This is a genomic window from Streptomyces hirsutus, from assembly GCF_001418415.1.
Classification (GTDB): domain Bacteria; phylum Actinomycetota; class Actinomycetes; order Streptomycetales; family Streptomycetaceae; genus Streptomyces; species Streptomyces hirsutus.
Window position 1 is genome coordinate 1 of record NZ_LIQT01000551.1, and the last position, 11,925, is coordinate 11,925.

An 11,925-nucleotide genomic window follows, 5' to 3' on the forward strand; every position below is an offset into this window, starting at 1 on the left:
CCCACGCTCCACAGGAAACCCTTGGCCTGCGCGGCCGCCCACAGGGCGGCGGTCGCGGCGGCCATGGCGATGGCGACGGACGCGGCGACGGTGAGGGTGTTGTATTCCAGCCGTCCGTCGAGGCTCATGCTGGCCATGCCCAGGTAGTGCATGGAGGCGATGCCGAGGCCGGTGATGGTGCCACCGGTGAACAGGGCCGTTCCCGTGGCCCCCCGGTAGCCGACGATGAAGATCCCGATACCCACCATGACGACGGCGACGGCCAGGCTGGCGAACGTCATCAGGCGGTCGTAGTGGATCGGCGTGTTCTCGATCGTGAAGCCCATCATCGCGATGAAGTGCATGGTCCATATGCCGGACCCGATGGCCCCCGAGCCCAGGGCGAGCCAGCCGGGGCGCCACGACCCGGTCACGGCGAGCGGCCGGGTGGCGCATCGCAGCCCCAGGGCGCCGCCCAGGCAGGCCATGAGGAAGGCCACCGTGGGTGTGACCAGACCGTAATTGAATCCGTCGACCGTGCTCTGCATGCGCGGCTGCCCTTCCGCCCTTTGCGTCCCGGAATTCCGGTTGTAAACCCCCTCCCAGAACCGCGTCGGCGGTCAGGGTTGACGCAGAGAGTATGACCTCACCGGAACGGCCGAACGACCATCCGGCAAAGAAACACGCCCTTGCCCCACTTGTGCGGCACCAGTGTGCGCAGTTGGGGCGGGACTGTTCAATTTGTGGTCATCCTGCGCCCGTCCTCCGTCGACTCTCCGCTGTCACAGTTGAACCGTCCGTGATGTTCCGACCGGGCGATGATCCGACCGTCCGACGTCGGCCGACCGCCCGGCGAGGATCCGGCCGTTCGGCCATGACCCGCCTTCCCGCCGATGGCCCGACCCTCTCGACGCGAGGAGTAAGCATGCACACGCGCACCGTCGTCGCCTCGGCCACCGCACTTGTGGGAGCCGCCGCCCTCCTGCTCGCCCTCTCCCCCGCCCGCGCCACCGGCAGTGACGCGCTCCCCCTGGTCGTCGCCCACCGGGGTGCCTCCGGGTACGCGCCCGAGAACACGCTCCCGGCCGCCGACAAGGCGGCGGAGCTCGGCGTCGACTGGGTGGAGAACGACGTCCAGCGCACCCGCGACGGCGAACTCGTCGTCCTGCACGACGCCAGCCTGGCGCGCACCACGAACGTCGAGGAGGTCTTCCCCGGCCGGTCGCCCTGGAAGGTGAAGGACTTCACCGCCGCGGAGATCGCCCGGCTCGACGCGGGCAGCTGGTTCGGTCCCGCGTTCGCGGGCACGCGCGTGCCGACGCTGGAGCAGTTCGTCCGGCGGCTCGAGCGGCACGACCAGAAGCTGTTCCTGGAGATCAAGAACCCTCAGCTGTATCCCGGCATCGAGGGCGAGACCCTGAAGGTCCTGGCCAACGAGGGGTGGCTCGACCGCGCGCATCTGAGGGACCGGCTGGTCGTGCAGAGCTTCAGCGCGGACAGCGTGCGGACGGTTCACGAGCTGAAGCCCGGGGTGAAGACCGGCTTCATCGGTGCGCCTCCCGTGAAGGACCTGCCCGTGTACGCGGACTTCGCCGACCAGATCAACCCCTCGCACACCTCCTTGTCCACCGGTTACGTCGCCGCCGTCCAGGGCTTCCGGGGACCGCACAGCAAGCCTCTGGAGGTCCTCACCTGGACGGTGGACAACGCGGCCGCGGCCCGGCGGGCCGCGGGATTCGGGGTCGACGGGATCATCAGCAACAAGCCCGACGTGGTGCGGGACGCGGTGGGCGGCTGATCTCCCCTCACCGTTCCTCCGGACCGAGCAGGAGCGGGTCTGCTCGGCCGCACGCCCCGAACGGCTTGGGCGCACTGGTCCCCGGCGTACTCGGCCCCGGGACGGCGACACGCATCCCGTGCGTGGTCCGGGCCCGGGAGACCGGCTTCCCCGCGCGACCCGGCCCCATGAGTACGGCCGGAGGCGACGGGAAGGCCCTGAACCATCACTCCGGTGGAGCAGGGGCCCCGCTCACCGACGCCGTACCCGGCATCCCGGATCGCACGACCACGCCGGCCCGGACGGCCCACGACACCGCAAGCCCGAAAGCAGACCACCACACGAACGAGTCAAACCACCCTCGTGCACGCTCCCCGGCAAGGCGCTGACGCCCCCTTCGTGCCCCTCGCGCCTGATCGCCCCCGGCCCGTCGCTCTTCGGGTCCGGCGTTGTCGGTGGCGGGTCGTACGGTGGGGCGCATGGACAGCCATGGGCAGTACGAGCAGCGGGTCGTGTGGGCCGTCGTCGACACGGGCATCGGTCCGCTGCTGCTGGCCGCGACCCGCGAGGGCCTGGTCAACGTCGTGTTCCACGCCACGGACGAGGTGCGCGACAGCGCGCTGGAACGGCTGGCGTCCCGGCTCGGCAGCGAGCCCGCCGAGGACCCCGGCTCCCCGCTGCTCACCGAGGCGATACGCCAGGTCGAGGCGTACTTCGCGGGTGAGCGGCGCGATTTCGACCTGCCCCTGGACTGGTCGCTGATCTCCGGCTTCCACCGGGAGGTCCTGAGCGAGCTGGCCTCCGGTGTGCCGTACGGCACGGTGGTGGGGTACGGCACTCTGGCCGGCCGGGTCGGCCGGCCGGAGGGCGCCCAGGCCGTCGGCACCGCGATGGGCGCGAACCCCCTTCCGGTGGTCGTGCCCTGTCACCGGGTCGTGGAGAGGGACGGCGGCATCGGCGGGTTCGGGGGCGGGCTGGAGACCAAGCGGCGGCTGCTCGCCCTGGAGGGCGTGCTGCCGGAGCCCTTGTTCTGACGGGTGGGTCAGTCGTAGTGCCGCGCCTCGAACACGTTTCCGTCGGGGTCGCGGAAGTAGAAGCTGCGCCTGGCGAGGCCACGGGCGCCGAAGGAGTCGTGCGAGAGGTCCGTCATGGGGACGGACTGTTCCTCGAGGCGGCTGCGGAGAGCGGCGAAGTCGTCGGCGGGCAGTGACAGACAGACGTGGTTGACGGGATGGCCGGAGGCTTCGGCGGCGCCGGGCAGCATCGTCATGCGTTCCGCCATGGCGAACGGCATGAGGTCGAGGATGGTCTCCTCGTTGACCCGTACCGAGGGGAACGGCACCTCCCCCACGGAGAAGTCGGCGAGTCTGACCGGTTCCAGGCCGACCGCCTTCTCGTAGAAGCCGGCGGCCGCGATCGGATCGCGCACCCAGAGGACGACGTGGTCGAGACGTGCTGTGTTCTCCGTCATGTGTCCCAGACTCCGCGAGATCCGCGGTGGCCCGCAAGGGCCTGTCCGGCGGACGGGCTCCGGGGGTTTGACCGGCCGCCCGGCCCGCCAGGGATGAGGGAGGAGCGACAGACGGGAGACGGCACGTGGTCCTGACGGTGTCCGAAGAGGTGCGGGAGGCGCTCGCCGCCCGTCGGCCGGTGGTGGCCCTGGAGTCCACGATCATCGCGCACGGGCTGCCCCGGCCGCGCAATCTCCGGGTGGCGACGGAGCTGGAGGCGGCGGTGCGGCAGGAGGGCGCCGTTCCCGCCACGGTCGCCGTGCTGGACGGGCGGCCCCGGGTCGGTCTGGACAAGGAGCAGCTGGAGCGGGTGGCCCGTGAGGACGGCATCCGCAAGCTCGGTCATCGCGACCTGCCGCTCGCGGTGGCGTCCGGGGCGAGCGGTGCCACCACGGTGTCGGCCACCGCCCTGCTGGCCGCGCTCGCGGGCGTACGGGTGTTCGCGACCGGCGGACTGGGCGGGGTGCACCGCGAGTGGACGGTGACCCAGGACGAGTCGGCCGATCTCGGGCTGCTGGCGCGGACCAGGATCACCGTGGTGTGCGCGGGCGTGAAGTCGATCCTGGACGTACCGGCAACGCTGCAGCGGCTGGAGACCCTGGGCGTCGCGGTCGCCGGATACGGCACGGACCGCTTCCCCGGCTTCTACCTGTCGGACTCGGGGCACCCCGTGGACTGGCGGCTGGACGCGCCGGAGCAGGTGGCGGAGGTGATGCGGGCGCAGGACGCCCTCGGCGGGCCCGAGTCGGCGCTGATCGTGGCCAACCCCGTTCCCGCGCAAGAGCAGTTGGACCCCGGACTGCACGCCCGTGTGCTCGACGAGGCGCTGCGGGCGTGCGAGGAGGAGGGCGTCACCGGTCAGGCGGTCACTCCGTTCCTGCTCGACCACCTGGTGCGGCACACCGACGGTGCCTCCCTCGCCGCCAACCTGGCGGCGGTCCGGGGCAACGTACGGCTGGCGGCCCGCATCGCGACGGCCTGGGCCGGGCGTGAGGGGGCGTGACGGCGGTGGTCCCGGGTGACGGAGGCGGCAGCGCTGTCGAGGCGGGCCGTGCGGCGGGGGCGGCCGGTGCGCGCTCCGGCGCGGGTGCCGGGGCGCGGCCCGGCGCGCTGCTGGTCGTCGGTGACGTCATCACCGATGTGGTCGCCCGGCACCGGGGGCCGCTCACCCCGGGTACGGACACCGCGGCGGCGGTCCGGACGGTGCCCGGCGGCGCGGGGGCCAATGTGGCCTGCTGGGCGGCGTGCTGGGGCGACGCGGAGGTGCGGCTGCTCGGGCGAGTGGGCGAGGACGCGGCGGCGTGGCACGCACGGGAGCTGGCCGCCTGCGGAGTACGTCCCCTGCTGGTGGTCGATGCGCAGGCGCCGACCGGAACCGTGATCTGCCTGGTCGACGAGGGTGCGGCGGCCGAGCGGACCTTCCTCACCGACAGCGGGGCCTCACTGCGGCTCGAACCCGGTGACTGGTCGGACGCGTTACTGGACGGGGTGGCCCGGCTGCACCTGTCGGGGTACCTGTTGTTCAGCGAACCGGGCCGGGCGTTCGTGGCGGTGGCTCTGAAGGCGGCACGCGTGCGTGGGGTGCCGGTGAGCCTGGATCCGGCGTCGGCCGGTTTCCTCACGCGGCTGGGCGCCGACCGATTCCTGGCCCTCGTCGAGGGTGTCGACATCCTGCTGCCCAGTCGTGACGAGGCGTGCCTGCTCACGGGGTTGCCGGGGGTGGCCGACGCGGCGGCGCGGCTGAGCCGGCGGGTTTCGCTGGTCGTGGCCAAGCAGGGGGCCGAGGGCGCGCTGCTGGCCCGGTCCGGCCGGGTGTGCGCCCGCGTTCCCGCCATGGTGGCGACATCCCGGGACAGCACGGGCGCCGGCGACGCCTTCACGGGCGCGTTCCTCACCACCCTCATGACGGGCGCCGATCCCGAACACGCGGTGGCGGAGGGATGCAGGGCGGGTGCGCTGGCGGTGCGCCAGGTGGGAGGCCGCCCGCCACCACCGGCCTGACGGCCTCGGCCGCCCTCCACCCTCCGCCCTCCGCCGTCCGCCGTCCGCCGTCCGCCGTCCGCCGGGAAGGTTCTAGACCTTGCGCCCCCAGGCCGAGATCATCGGGGCCGTCGCCAGGTCCAGGATGCCGGCGGCGACGTTGGCGAGATGGCGGTCGATGTCCTGGGCGGTGGCGACGCCCGCGGTGACGAGCTGGTCCCGGGCCAGGCGGACGGTGGCGGACTCCAGGGCCGCGCAGGCGGGTGCGGCGATCGGGAAGCAGGCGTCGGCCCGTACCTCGCTCAGGCCGGTCTCCCGCAGCAGACGCGGGAGTGTGCGGCCATGGGCGAGGTCGGCCCCGCGGCCGTGGGGGAGCTTGCGCAGATCCTGCCGCAGCCGGTTCGCAAGCCGCTGTTCGGGGCCGTACTCGTCCGGGCAGGCCAAGGGCTGCAGAGCGGGGTCGGTGTCCTCGACCAGGAGGTGCCCGCGGGGGCGCAGGGCGCCGGCCATGGACCGCACCGCCCGTTCGCGGTCCGCCACGCCGAGGGACGGGAGCCGTGCGTGCACCAGGTCGAACCCGCCCTCCGGCGGCTCCTCCGCGTCGATGTCATGGGCGCACACCTCCACCGGCGGACGGGCGGCCGGGGCGAGCCGGGTGATGTCGGTGCCCGTGGCCAGTACTTTGCCGGTCGGTCCGACCTTCTTGGCGAGCCAGGACACCACGGAGACACCGTCGGCGCCGATCTCCCAGCAACGCCAGCCGGCCCCGACGCCGACCGCTTCGAGATGCCGGAACGTGGTGGGGTCGAACAGGTCGGCGAAGGCGTCGAGGCGTTCCGCCGCCTCGGCCTGCCGGTGTGCCCCGCTCTGCCGGTGCACCTCGGTCTGCCGGTTCTCGAGCAGGTACCCGTCGCTTCGCGTCATGGCGCGATCATCCCATTTACCCGGATTGTCCGGTGCGGTTGACGCTCCGGTCCGTCGCCCTTCGTCCACAGCCGGGAACCGGACAGCCGAACGGAACGCTCTGTTTCCACAGGCTCGTACGCGGTTCGCATGCGGCTCACGTACTGCTGGCAGACTGACCTGCCAAGACGCGGGAAAGCGTGAACTCGGGGGAACCACGCAAGGGGAGCCGGATGTCGATGGCAGGGAATCTGCGGAAGGTCACACGTCTGGGCGGGATGGGCGGCCTGCGCAGAGCGGCCCGGCTGGCCCGGCGGCGCCCGCGGGTGGATCTGAGCCACCCGGCCCGGTCCCCGCTGGGGTCCTCGGTGGTGAACTGCGTGAGCTACCGGGACGGTGTCCGCGTCTCCGCGCACGGGGAGCTGGTCGACGCGGTGCAGCAGGTGCGCGAGAGCGGGGAGGGCTTCGTCTGGCTGGGGCTGCACGAGCCGACGGACCGTGAGCTGGCGGGCATCGCCGAGTTGTTCGATCTGCATCCGCTGGCGGTCGAGGACACGGTCGAGGCGCACCAGCGGCCCAAGCTGGAGCGGTACGGCGAGACGCTGTTCGCGGTGTTCAAGACGGTCTGCTACGTCGAGCACGAGCAACTCACCTCCACCAGCGAGGTGGTGAACACCGGCGAGATCATGGTGTTCGTCGGACAGGACTTCGTGATCACCGTGCGGCACGGACGGCACGGCTCGCTCGGGCCGCTGCGCGAGGAGCTGGAGTCCGATCCCCGGCAGCTCGCCGCAGGGCCCTCCGCAGTGCTGCACGCCGTCGCGGACCATGTGGTCGACGACTACCTGACCGTGATCGACTCGGTGCAGGAGGACATGGACGAGGTGGAGACGGAGGTGTTCGCGGAGCACGGCGCCCGGGTCGATCCGGGACGCATCTACCAGCTCAAGCGCGAACTCCTCGAACTGAAGCGGGCGGTGGCGCCGCTCAGCGGGCCGCTGGAGGAGCTGGCCACCCGCCCGGCCCGGGTGGTCGCTCCGGAGACACAGGCGTACTTCCGCGATGTCTCCGACCATCTGTCGCGGGCGAAGGAACAGATCGCGGCCTTCGACGAACTCCTCAACTCCATCCTGCAGGCCCATCTCGCGCAGGTCACGGTCGCGCAGAACGAGGACATGCGGAAGATCACCGCATGGGCGGCGATCGTCGCCGTGCCGACCATGGTCTGCGGGGTGTACGGCATGAACTTCGCCCACATGCCGGAGCTGCGCTGGCGGTACGGCTACGGCATGGCCCTCGGCGTCATGTCCGTCGCGTGTCTGCTGCTGTACCGGGCCTTCCGGCGCAGTCGCTGGCTCTGACACGCAGGACGTCCGCCGCCGCACGGCACACGGCACACGGCACACGGCACCCGGCACCCGGCACCCGGCACCCGGCACCCGGAGACGGGGCGCGGCACGGTCCGCGTTCAGCCGGACGGGACCCTGGCGTAGACGTTCTCGGCCCAGGTGGCGAGCTGGTCCTCCGTCAGGTGCTGGGCGAGATCGGCCTCGCTGATCATGCCGACCAGGCGTTTGTCGTCGACGACGGGGAGCCGGCGGATGCGGTGTGTCTGCATCTCCTGGAGGACCTCGCCGACGTCGGCGTCCGCCGCGATCCAGCGCGGTGTGCCCTTGGCCATCTCCCCTGCGGTGACCCTGGCCGGATCGTGGCCCACGGCGACACAGCCGACGACGATGTCGCGGTCCGTGAGGATGCCGCAGAGGCGCTCGTTCTCGTCGCTGATGGGCAGCGCGCCGACGTTCAGTTCGCGCATCAGCTGGGCGGCGCGGTCGAGCGTCTCGTGGGCGGGGATCCACTGGGCGCCGCGGTGCATGATGTCTCCGGCGGTGGTCATGAGGTACCTCCCGGTGCCGGACGGCCGGCGCGGCGCGGGACGCACCGCGAGTACCGGCGCCCTTCATTGTCGTCGTGCCGACAGGGCCCCGCACCTTCGCCCGGCCTCAGCCGTGCCACGCCGGGTGGCGGGGGTCGTCGGCGCGTACCAGGACGTCGGCGGTGGCGGCCGGGCCGGTCTCCCGCTCGTAGCGCTCGAAGGCGGGGAGGGTCCAGTGCCCGAACTCGGGGGTGCGGCGGCGCAGGGCGCCCGGGGAGAGCGAGACGTGGACGCTCAGATCGAAGGGGAACCAGTGCCGCAGGAGGAGCGGGCCGTGCAGCAGCAGTACCCCGCCGGGCGGGAGCGGGACGTAGGGGCTGCGGGTGGCCCGGTCGGTGACGGGGTCCCACAGGTCGGGCAGGACCCGTCCGTTCCCGCCCGGGTCGAGGGGGCCGAACACCTCGCGCCGGAGGGCGCCGGTGTCGTACCAGCCGTCGTAGTACGACTCCACGTCCTGGCGGCCGTACTCCAGCCGGACCGACGCGGGGCGCAGGAAGCCCTCCGTGCCCACGACGAGGGAGGGGCGCCCGCGGACGCGCAGGGCCTCGGCGACCCGTTCGGCGAGGTCCTCGGGGCGGGCGGCCGGGGCGCCGTCGAAGGCGACGCGCGGCCAGGGACCGCCGTCGGACGTCTTCAGCGTCGCCACACGCTCGGCGAGGAGGTCGCCGAGCCGGTCCCAGGTGATCGCTTCGCATCGCACACCGCCATGATGCGCTGGCCGGCTGGACTCCCGCGCATGCCCCCGGGACGCTCGGCCATGGCCGAGCGTCCCGGGCCCGGCTTCACTGGTGGTGACAGTGGCTGCCGGGAGGAGTTCCGGCCGGGGAAGGGCAGGGGCCGACAACGTGACGGATGGGCCGTACTTCGTGCTGACGGTGCTGGGCGTACTCGGAACCGGGCTGGTGGCGGGAGCCTTCTGCGCCTTCTCGACGTTCGTGATGAGGGGGCTCGCGGCGCTGCCGCCCGCGCAGGGTGTGGCGGCGATGCGGTCGGTCAACGTGGCCGCGGTGCGGGCGCCCTTCATGCTGGTGTTCCTCGGCTCGGCGCTGCTGTGCGCGACGATCGCCGTGGTGACCCTGGTGACGGGGCCGGACGAGGGGGCGGCGTGGCTGCTGGCCGGCAGCGCGCTGTACCTGTTCGGCGGGTTCGGGGTGACCGTGGTCGCGAACGTGCCGCGCAACAACGCGCTGGCCGGGCTCGGTCCCGGCACCGCGGAAGCCGCGGCGTACTGGACCGCGTACGTGCGCGAGTGGACGCGGTGGAACCACGTGCGCACGGTCGCCTCGGCGGGTGCCGCGGTGGCGTATGTACTGGCTCTCGCCTGACGGCCCTGACAGCCCTGACGGCACGGAAAGGCGAGGAAAGGCGAGAAAGCCCTGGCGACGGGCCTGCGTACGGGTACGAGCAGTCGTATCGTGGCCAGAGAACGCCGGAATCCGGAGCGCCAGGTCCGGAGAGACAACAAGAGGCGCCGGGAGGAGAAGGCCCGGCCCTCCGCGGAGTGCCGTCCGACCGCGAACGGCCTGCCACTCGCGCATGCAGGAAAGAACGCAAGGAAGACGGCCATGGCCGATCCCAAGGGGTTCCTGACCACGCCGCGCCAGGAATGGCCGCGCAGGCCCATCGGGGAACGGGTCCGGGACTGGGTCGAGGTCTACGTCCCCGGCGCGCTGCTGCCCATCATCGGCCCGCAGGCCGACCGCTGCATGGACTGCGGCGTCCCCTTCTGCCACGAGGCCTGCCCGCTGGGCAATCTGATCCCCGACTGGAACGACCTGGTCGCGCGCGACGACTGGCGGGCCGCGGCGGAGCGGCTGCACGCGACCAACAACTTCCCCGAATTCACCGGCAGACTGTGCCCGGCGCCCTGCGAGGCGGGATGTGTGCTCGCCATCAACCAGCCCGCCGTGACCATCAAGAACGTCGAGTGCGCCATAGCCGACCGGGCCTGGGAGGAGGGCTTCGCCGGGCCGGCCCCGCCGGACCGGCTCTCCGGCCGGACGGTCGCCGTGATCGGCTCGGGTCCCACCGGACTGGCCGCGGCCCAGCAGCTGACCCGTGCGGGGCACACGGTCGCCGTGTACGAGCGGGACGACCGGATCGGCGGGCTGATGCGGTACGGCATCCCCGCGTTCAAGATGGAGAAGCGCCATCTGGAGCGGCGCATCGAGCAGATGCGGGCCGAGGGGACGAAGTTCCGTACGTCCACGACGGTCGGGCGCGATGTCGACGCCGCCGAACTGCGGGCGCGTTACGACGCCGTGGTCATCTCCACCGGGGCCACCGCGTGGCGGGAACTGGCCGTTCCCGGACGGGAACTGATCGGTGTTCACCAGGCCATGGAGTATCTTCCGCTGGCCAACCGGGTGTGCGAGGGGGACCTGGAGACGTCCCCGCTGTCCGCCGCGGGCCTGGACGTCGTCATCGTCGGGGGCGGTGACACGGGCGCCGACTGTCTGGGCACGGCCGTGCGGGAGGGGGCCGCGTCCGTGACGCAGCTGGACATCTACGACCGGCCGGGCGACGCGCGCGACGAGGACACCGAACCCTGGCCGACGTACCCGAAGCTGTACCGGCTGTCCCCCGCGCACGAGGAGGCCGGCGTGCTGCGGACGGCACCGGAGGCGGCCGAGGACTCCGACGCACGGCTGTTCGCGGCGTCCACCCTGCGCCTCACCGGCGGCACGGACGGGCGGGTCCGGGCGCTGCACCTGGTCGGGGTGGACGCGGAGCGCCGCCCTCGGCCGGACACCGAGCGGGTCCTGCCCGCCGGCCTCGTCCTCCTCGCGCTCGGCTTCTCCGGGCCCGATCTGAAGGACGGGCTCGTCGCCGGGCTCGGTCTGGAACTGGAGCCGCGCGGCACGATCGCGCGCGACGCCGGCTTCGCCACGAACGTGCCGGGCGTGTTCGCGGCCGGGGACGCCGCCCGCGGGCAGTCGCTGATCGTGTGGGCGATCGCCGAGGGCCGGGCGGTGGCGGCGGCCGTCGACCGCCACCTGACCGACGGCACCACCCGGCTCCCGGCCCCCATCGGCCCGTACGACCGCCCGATGACGGCGTGACGCACACCGGCGGGGCGCACCCGCCCCGCCGGTCTGCCCAGGGCCTACGCCTTGCGCCCCACCGCCCCGTATCCCGGGATCACCCCGTCGTCCTGGCCGGGTACGGGCTCGCCCAGTTCGGGGTGCCACAGGTGGGGCACCTGGACGCCGGGTTCGACCAGCTCGAGGCCGGTGAAGAAGCGGGTGAACTCCTCGCGGGAGCGCAGGGCCAGCGTGACGCCCGCGGCCTTGAGCTTCTCGGTGGCCGCCTTCGATTCCTCGGGAGTGAAGTCGGGCGTCGCGTGGGAAACCACCAGGTAGCTGCCGGAGGGCAGATCGGCGAGCAGCCGGCCGACCAGCTCGTGGGCGCCGTCCTCGTCGGAGATGAAGTGCAGCAGCGCGATGAGGGAGAGCGCGACCGGCCGGTCGAAGTCGAGGATCTTTTGCGCGCCCTCCAGGATGCTCTCCGGATCGCGCACATCGGCCTGGAGGTACTCGGTCACCCCCTCGTCGGTGCCGCGCAGCAGCGCGCCCGCGTGGGCCAGCACGATCGGGTCGTTGTCGCAGTAGACGACGCGCGCGTCGGGTGCGATCTCCTGGGCGACCTGGTGGAGGTTCGGTTCGGTGGGGATGCCGGTGCCGATGTCGAGGAACTGCTGTATGCCCTGGCCGGCGAGCCAGCGCGTGGCGCGCTGCATGAAGGCCCGGTTCACCCGCGCCATCACGGGCACCCTCGGGTCGAGGGCGAGCATCTGCCGGCCCATGGCCTCGTCGACGGGGTAGTTGTCCTTGCCGCCG

Annotated in this window: 13 protein-coding genes; 7 read left to right on the forward strand and 6 right to left on the reverse strand. The window is 72.5% G+C overall.

Features of this window, described 5'->3' with window-relative positions; all coding sequences use genetic code 11:
• Positions 1 to 527 (reverse strand): MHYT domain-containing protein (locus AOK11_RS33995; protein WP_276204862.1); only part of this gene is annotated, 527 nt, incomplete at its 3' end.
• Between the two features lie 377 nt (positions 528 to 904).
• On the opposite strand from AOK11_RS33995, the gene AOK11_RS34000 reads away from it, so the two are divergent.
• A complete protein-coding gene (locus AOK11_RS34000) occupies positions 905 to 1,777 on the forward strand; it encodes a glycerophosphodiester phosphodiesterase (RefSeq protein ID WP_055597518.1) in 873 nt (290 codons plus the stop codon).
• A 458-nt stretch (positions 1,778 to 2,235) separates the two neighbouring features.
• Positions 2,236 to 2,790, forward strand: coding sequence for a methylated-DNA--[protein]-cysteine S-methyltransferase (locus tag AOK11_RS34005; RefSeq protein ID WP_055597519.1), 555 nt, complete (start codon positions 2,236 to 2,238; stop codon positions 2,788 to 2,790).
• An 8-nt stretch (positions 2,791 to 2,798) separates the two neighbouring features.
• Here AOK11_RS34005 and AOK11_RS34010 read toward each other — a convergent pair whose 3' ends face one another.
• Positions 2,799 to 3,227: a VOC family protein gene (locus AOK11_RS34010; RefSeq protein WP_055597520.1), complete on the reverse strand. Its 429-nt coding sequence runs from the start codon at positions 3,225 to 3,227 to the stop codon at positions 2,799 to 2,801.
• 125 nt (positions 3,228 to 3,352) lie between these two features.
• Between AOK11_RS34010 and AOK11_RS34015 the strand changes: the two genes are divergently transcribed.
• Positions 3,353 to 4,270 (forward strand): pseudouridine-5'-phosphate glycosidase, encoded by a 918-nt coding sequence (locus tag AOK11_RS34015; RefSeq protein WP_055597521.1) that lies wholly within the window; start codon positions 3,353 to 3,355, stop codon positions 4,268 to 4,270.
• A gap of 107 nt (positions 4,271 to 4,377) precedes the next feature.
• Complete coding sequence (locus tag AOK11_RS34020) at positions 4,378 to 5,268, forward strand: carbohydrate kinase family protein (protein WP_055597529.1); 891 nt, start codon at positions 4,378 to 4,380, stop codon at positions 5,266 to 5,268.
• 72 nt (positions 5,269 to 5,340) lie between these two features.
• On the opposite strand, the gene AOK11_RS34025 is transcribed toward AOK11_RS34020, so the two are convergent.
• Positions 5,341 to 6,171, reverse strand: coding sequence for a methyltransferase domain-containing protein (locus AOK11_RS34025; protein ID WP_055597522.1), 831 nt, complete (start codon positions 6,169 to 6,171; stop codon positions 5,341 to 5,343).
• Positions 6,172 to 6,383: 212 nt separating this feature from the next.
• Here AOK11_RS34025 and AOK11_RS34030 point away from each other — a divergent pair, with 212 nt between their 5' ends.
• Positions 6,384 to 7,511 (forward strand): magnesium and cobalt transport protein CorA, encoded by a 1,128-nt coding sequence (locus AOK11_RS34030; protein ID WP_055597523.1) that lies wholly within the window; start codon positions 6,384 to 6,386, stop codon positions 7,509 to 7,511.
• Positions 7,512 to 7,618: 107 nt separating this feature from the next.
• On the opposite strand, the gene AOK11_RS34035 is transcribed toward AOK11_RS34030, so the two are convergent.
• Together AOK11_RS34035 and AOK11_RS34040 are read right to left on the reverse strand one after the other, a co-directional pair.
• A complete protein-coding gene (locus AOK11_RS34035) occupies positions 7,619 to 8,047 on the reverse strand; it encodes a CBS domain-containing protein (protein WP_055597524.1) in 429 nt (142 codons plus the stop codon).
• A gap of 106 nt (positions 8,048 to 8,153) precedes the next feature.
• Positions 8,154 to 8,786, reverse strand: coding sequence for a nucleoside/nucleotide kinase family protein (locus AOK11_RS34040; RefSeq protein ID WP_055597525.1), 633 nt, complete (start codon positions 8,784 to 8,786; stop codon positions 8,154 to 8,156).
• Between the two features lie 145 nt (positions 8,787 to 8,931).
• Between AOK11_RS34040 and AOK11_RS34045 the strand changes: the two genes are divergently transcribed.
• A complete protein-coding gene (locus AOK11_RS34045) occupies positions 8,932 to 9,411 on the forward strand; it encodes an anthrone oxygenase family protein (protein WP_055597526.1) in 480 nt (159 codons plus the stop codon).
• 240 nt (positions 9,412 to 9,651) lie between these two features.
• On the forward strand, positions 9,652 to 11,148 hold the full coding sequence (locus AOK11_RS34050; RefSeq protein ID WP_055597527.1) for a glutamate synthase subunit beta: 1,497 nt from the start codon (positions 9,652 to 9,654) through the stop codon (positions 11,146 to 11,148).
• A gap of 44 nt (positions 11,149 to 11,192) precedes the next feature.
• On the opposite strand, the gene AOK11_RS34055 is transcribed toward AOK11_RS34050, so the two are convergent.
• Positions 11,193 to 11,925, reverse strand: a 733-nt coding sequence (locus AOK11_RS34055; protein ID WP_055597528.1) for an SAM-dependent methyltransferase, incomplete at its 5' end; no start/stop codon positions are given.

Excerpts from the sequence above, each read along its gene's own strand:
- AOK11_RS34000 (WP_055597518.1), top strand. The coding sequence starts at position 905 with ATGCACACGCGCACCGTCGTCGCCTCGGCCACCGCACTTGTGGGAGCC.
- AOK11_RS34005 (WP_055597519.1), top strand. The coding sequence starts at position 2,236 with ATGGACAGCCATGGGCAGTACGAGCAGCGGGTCGTGTGGGCCGTCGTC.
- AOK11_RS34010 (WP_055597520.1), bottom strand. The coding sequence starts at position 3,227 with ATGACGGAGAACACAGCACGTCTCGACCACGTCGTCCTCTGGGTGCGC.
- AOK11_RS34025 (WP_055597522.1), bottom strand. The coding sequence starts at position 6,171 with ATGACGCGAAGCGACGGGTACCTGCTCGAGAACCGGCAGACCGAGGTG.
- AOK11_RS34030 (WP_055597523.1), top strand. The coding sequence starts at position 6,384 with ATGTCGATGGCAGGGAATCTGCGGAAGGTCACACGTCTGGGCGGGATG.
- AOK11_RS34035 (WP_055597524.1), bottom strand. The coding sequence starts at position 8,047 with ATGACCACCGCCGGAGACATCATGCACCGCGGCGCCCAGTGGATCCCC.
- AOK11_RS34050 (WP_055597527.1), top strand. The coding sequence starts at position 9,652 with ATGGCCGATCCCAAGGGGTTCCTGACCACGCCGCGCCAGGAATGGCCG.